The organism is Nitratidesulfovibrio oxamicus (assembly GCF_015731765.1).
Taxonomy (GTDB): Bacteria; Desulfobacterota; Desulfovibrionia; order Desulfovibrionales; family Desulfovibrionaceae; genus Cupidesulfovibrio; species Cupidesulfovibrio oxamicus.
In genome coordinates this window covers 1-4,814 of record NZ_VRYY01000189.1, presented here as the reverse complement: position 1 = coordinate 4,814, position 4,814 = coordinate 1, and the positions used below count along the sequence as shown (strand labels likewise).

Genomic DNA, 4,814 nt, shown 5'->3' with positions numbered 1-4,814 from the left:
GGCCACGGCGGATTGCGCGTTCTGGGCCTGCGGGGCGGCCTGCGCGGCAAGCGGGGCCAGCAGCAGCGCGGCGGCCAGGGTGGCCGACGCAATACCGCAGGCGGGGGATGAAAGGAAGGAAACGGTCGACCGGCGCAGGGCGCCTCTGATGATGAGTGTACGCATGCCTGCCGTATAGCATGTTTTGCGCGGCAGGGCGAGGGGGCAGGGCGGCATGTGATGCCGGAAGGCGGATCGGCGGGCCGCACGGTACGGGAGGCAGGCCCGGAGGGCACGTCTCCCGGCAAGTTTCCGGTCGCTGCCGGAAGGACAGTGCGTGAACCTGCCGGTGACCGTCCTCGGCAACGGCAACTTTCCGGTGGGTGCCGTGCCCGCTGTCGTCGGCGGCGGGCATGGCGTTCCCGGCCCTACCCGGCGGCGGTGTCCAGCAGGTCGGTGTCGTCGTGGGCGTAGGGCGGGGCGCAGCAGCACAGCACCAGCAGCGGCACGTTCCCGGTGTTGGCGATGCGGTGCGGCGTGCCGGGGGCGATGTGCACGGTGGCGCCCGGCCCCACGGCAAAGGTTGCATCGCCCAGGGTCATCAGGCCCTCCCCGGCGGTGACGTGGTACAATTCCTCGCTTTGCGGGTGGCGGTGCAGCAGGGTGACGCAGCCGGGCGGCACTTCCGCCTCGGCCAGCGACTGGTTGCGGTTGCCGTGCACGGCGGGGTGCATCAGCTCGCGGATGACGGACCCGTCGCGGGTTACGTAGGGCACGGCGTCGGCGCGGGCGGTGATGGTGACTGCGCGGTCGCCGGGGGCGGCAGGGGCGGTGGTGTTGGGGCGGGGCATGCGGCTCCTTGGGCTGTCGTGGGCGGCGTTCATGGTGCGTGCGTGGGGGCAGGGGCGTTCAGGCGGCGGACAGGCCGCCGCCTGAACGGTCGAAACAGGGCGCCCCGGCCCCCGGTCCTCGAAAGTCCTCATGGAGCCGGGGCGCATGCATCCGGTCGTGCCATCGTCATGCCCCGGTGGGGCACGGCGCGTCAGTACAGCTGCTTCAGCAGGTCTTCCGCGCTCTTGGTGTCGTCGTCGCCCCGGTGTACCGGGTCGCCCGCCGTGGAGGTGGGCTGGGTGCCCAACTGGAACGGCAGCAGGTAGCTGGTCTCGGAGCCCGGCCCGGCGATCTGCCCGGTCTTGCCGTCCACGCGCACCATGACGATGCCGGGGGGCATGGGGAAGTCGTCCGACGGGTACTTGGGCTCCACCACCTTGCGGTAGTCCACGAAGATGGGCAGTGCTGCCCGCCCGCCGGTTTCGAACTTGCCCATGGGCGCCACCTGGTCGAAGCCTACGTACACGGCGGTGACCAGGTGCGGGGTGTAGCCGATGAACCAGGCATCGCGTTCGTCGTTGGTGGTGCCGGTCTTGCCCGCCAGGGGCTTGCCCAGCACCTTGGCCTTGGCGGCCGTGCCGTCCTGCACCACTTCCTTCATCAGGGAGGCCATGATGAAGGCGTTCTGCGGGCTGAGCACCTCGCGGACATCGGGCCTGGATTCGAACAGCGTCTCGCCCCAGGCATCACTGATGGAATGGATGAACCGGCGTTTGGCCACGCGCCCTTCGGCGGCAAAGGCGGTATACGCCTCGGCCATGTTGATGGGCGAAACCGCCACCGCGCCAAGGCTGACGGAAAGCTCGTTGGGGAACGGACCTTCCAGCCCCAGCGCCGTGGCCCGCTCGATGACGGAGGGAATGCCGATCTTCTGGGCCACGCGGATGGTGCACAGGTTGCGCGACTTGGCCAGCGCCGTGCGCAGCAGGGTGGGGCCGTAGAACACGCCTTCGAAGTTCTCGGGCCGCCAGATCTTGTCGGTGTACTCGTTCAGGTACACGAAGGGCGCATCCAGCACCACCGACCCGGCGGTGAAGCCGTGGTCCATGGCGGCGGAATACACGATGGGCTTGAACGACGAGCCGGGCTGGCGCCTGGCCTGGATGGCCCGGTTGAACTGGCTGTCGCTGAAGCTGTAGCCGCCCACCAGGGCCAGCACGTCGCCGGTGTCCGGCTCTATGGACACCAGGGCTCCCTGCACGTCAGGGTACTGTTCCAGCGAAAGCTGGATCACCCCGGCCTGCGAGACCAGCGAGGGATTGTAGCTGGCGGCCTTGCCGTCGGCCCCCAGGGCGGAAACCCACACCACGTCGCCCACGTCCAGCACCTTCTTGGCGTCCTTGACGGCGGGCACGTGTTCGGGGGCGTAGCGGATGTCGGGGGTGCGGCACCAGGCCATGGACTTCACGTCGATGAAGCCCCTGTAGCCTCCCAGGCGCACTTCCGCGCCCTGCGGCACCACCTTGGTCACCAGCGCGCGCGCCCATGCGCCGTCGGCCAGCGCGGCGGGGGTGAAGTTTTCGTGCTTCAGGAAGGCGTCGTATTCCGCGGGCTTCAGCCGTTGCAGCGGCCCGCGCCAACCGTGGCGGTGCGAGGCGTCGTCAAGCCCGGTGCGCAGGGCCTTTTCCGCCGCGGACTGGTGCAGCGGCTCCATGCTGGTGCGCACGTGCAGGCCCAGTTCGTAGATGGCGTCCTCGCCGTAGCGGTCCACTTTCAGGCCCAGGCGCTTGACGTTGGCCTCGCTGAAGAAGTCGATGAGCTGGCGGCGCACCTCTTCAAGGTACCACGCGCCCTCGCGCCAGCCGCTGTCGTCCATGGACCGGTACACCAGCGGCTGGGCCACGGCCTCGTCGTATTCGGCGCGGTTGATCCAGCCAAGGTCCAGCATGCGGTGCAGCACGTACATCTGGCGCTGCCTGGTGGCGTCCGGATCGCGGAAGGGGTTGTACTTCGAGGGGGCCTGCGGCAGCCCGCCGATCACCGCCGCCTCGGCCAGCGACAGCTCGTTGACATGCTTGCCGAAGTAGGTGCGCGCCGCCGCCTCCACCCCGTAGGCGCCGCCGCCGAGGTAGATCTGGTTCAGGTAGATGGTGAGGATCTCGTCCTTGCTCAGGTATTTTTCCAGCCTGTAGGCAAGGATGGCTTCTTTTATCTTGCGTTCGTAGCTTTTTTCGGAGGTCAGCAGCAGGCGCTTGACGATCTGCTGGGTGATGGTGCTGCCGCCCTGCTTGATGGACCCCGCCTGCATGTTCTTGAGGAACGCGCGGAAGATGGCGATGGGGTCGATGCCCTCGTGCCGGTAGAAGCCGTCGTCCTCGGCGGCCAGAAAGGCCTGGGGCACGCGGGGCGACATCTTGTCCAGCGGCGCGAGAAAGCGTTTTTCACGGTAGAAATAGCCCATCACGCTGCCGTCGCGGGCATACACGGTGGTGACGAGGGGGGGGCGGTAGTCGGCGATGCGGGTGAAGCTGGGCAGGTCGTGCGAGGCCCAGACCACCAGCATGGCGGCAAGCCCGGCTGCGGCGGCAATGCCTAGCGCGCCGACGATGCCGAGGGTGAGCAGCAGTTTTTTCATGGGGGTGCGCGTTACAACGTTTCCGGCCCGTCGTCCAGAGCGCCCGGTTTGCCGGGCCGGGGCGGCCTGCGGCGGCCACGGGGGGCGGTGCGGGGATCGGGAATGGGCTGGGGTTTGGGCAGGGGGGCCGCGCCGGTGGAAGCCGGGGCGGCAGGGGCATCGACATCATTGGCTGCGGCGTCAGCCGGGGCGGCAAAGGGCAGCCCGGCCTCGAAGGGGTCCTGCGGGGCCAGTCCCCAGGCCAGGCGCAGGCGCCCGAACAGCAGGCGGACGTCCTTTTCCGTCAGGTGCACGGCGGCCAGCACGCTGGTCAGGGTGCGCCCTTCGCGTACGGCCACGCAGTGGTCCGGGGTGAACAGGGTGATGCGCTCGCCGCGCATCCATAGCGGAAACAGGCGACAGTACCAGGGCCGCACCTCTCGCGGCAGGCGGCAACCCTCCGCGCCCAGAAAGGCGCAGTCGCCCCGCCGGTCAACCGCCAGGCGCAGGTGTTCTCCGTGCAGGGGGAACAGGGCCTCCACGGCGGCTTCCTCGCCGGGGAACAGGCGCTTCATGCCGTCCACGAAGGGGCGGGTGTTGCGTTCGGTGGCAAATCCGCCCACGTGGTCGCACCATTCCACGATGCGCTCCCATTCCGAGCGGGACAGGGGGAAGCAGAATTCCTCCTCGCCTGGGGTGGTGGAGCAGCAGGTGGCCCCTTGCGCGGCGCAACGGGCGCAGGCCGAAGGATCGGGCGCGGGCGCATCCCGCCTGGCATGGGGCCGGGCGCAGGGCTTGCCCGTCGTATCGGGCGTTTTGGGGGTGCGGGGTGCGCGTGCCATGTCAGTAGGCTCCGGAGCCGGAGTTGGGCCAATGGCCGTTGAAGCCGCGCAGCACCACCACCCAGAACGGGCGGCCCGGCTTGCCCCGGTGGGTGGACTGGTAGTGGGTGACCTGCACGGATTCGAACATTTCTTCGAGTTGCGACGGCATTCTTGGCCCGTCACGGCGCACCAGCACGGCGTCCCAGCCCACCTTGTCGGCGGGCGACGGCCAGATGTCGTACTGGCTCATGCGGCGGCCGAAGTCGGCGCAGTAGGTCACCGGCTGGCCGGGGGCGTAAAACGCCAGCGAGGCGGTCATGTCGTAGGCGTCGGAAAAGAAGAACACCCGGTCCGGGTCGGGCAGTTGCCGACGCACCTCGTCGAGATGCTCGCCAAGGTCGGCCCAGCCCTTCAGGCGGGTGGCGGGGTTGTACTGCGGCGGCAGGGGCAGTGCGTCCTGTGCGTGCACCAGGCCGAAGGTCAGCACGCCCAGCACCGCCCACACGGGCACCAGCCTGCGCCACACGGTGGTGCGCGTTCCCGCCGCGAGCAGGGCGGCGTCGCGG

3 protein-coding genes and 1 pseudogene are annotated in these 4,814 nt (G+C 69.3%); all 4 read right to left on the bottom strand.

Annotation, left to right across the window (positions count from 1 at the left end):
• Positions 1-407: 407 nt before the first annotated feature.
• A complete protein-coding gene (locus FVW20_RS07820) occupies positions 408-830 on the bottom strand; it encodes a cupin domain-containing protein (protein WP_196608976.1) in 423 nt (140 codons plus the stop codon).
• 191 nt (positions 831-1,021) lie between these two features.
• Positions 1,022-3,445: a penicillin-binding protein 1A gene (locus tag FVW20_RS07815; protein WP_196608975.1), complete on the bottom strand. Its 2,424-nt coding sequence runs from the start codon at positions 3,443-3,445 to the stop codon at positions 1,022-1,024.
• 11 nt (positions 3,446-3,456) lie between these two features.
• Positions 3,457-4,266: a YkgJ family cysteine cluster protein gene (locus FVW20_RS07810; protein ID WP_196608974.1), complete on the bottom strand. Its 810-nt coding sequence runs from the start codon at positions 4,264-4,266 to the stop codon at positions 3,457-3,459.
• 1 nt (position 4,267) lies between these two features.
• Positions 4,268-4,814 (bottom strand): annotated as a pseudogene (locus FVW20_RS07805) (dolichyl-phosphate-mannose--protein mannosyltransferase); the annotation flags it as partial.

Coding starts and splice junctions, on each gene's coding strand:
- FVW20_RS07820 (WP_196608976.1), bottom strand. CDS start 830: ATGCCCCGCCCCAACACCACCGCCCCTGCCGCCCCCGGCGACCGCGCA.
- FVW20_RS07815 (WP_196608975.1), bottom strand. CDS start 3,445: ATGAAAAAACTGCTGCTCACCCTCGGCATCGTCGGCGCGCTAGGCATT.
- FVW20_RS07810 (WP_196608974.1), bottom strand. CDS start 4,266: ATGGCACGCGCACCCCGCACCCCCAAAACGCCCGATACGACGGGCAAG.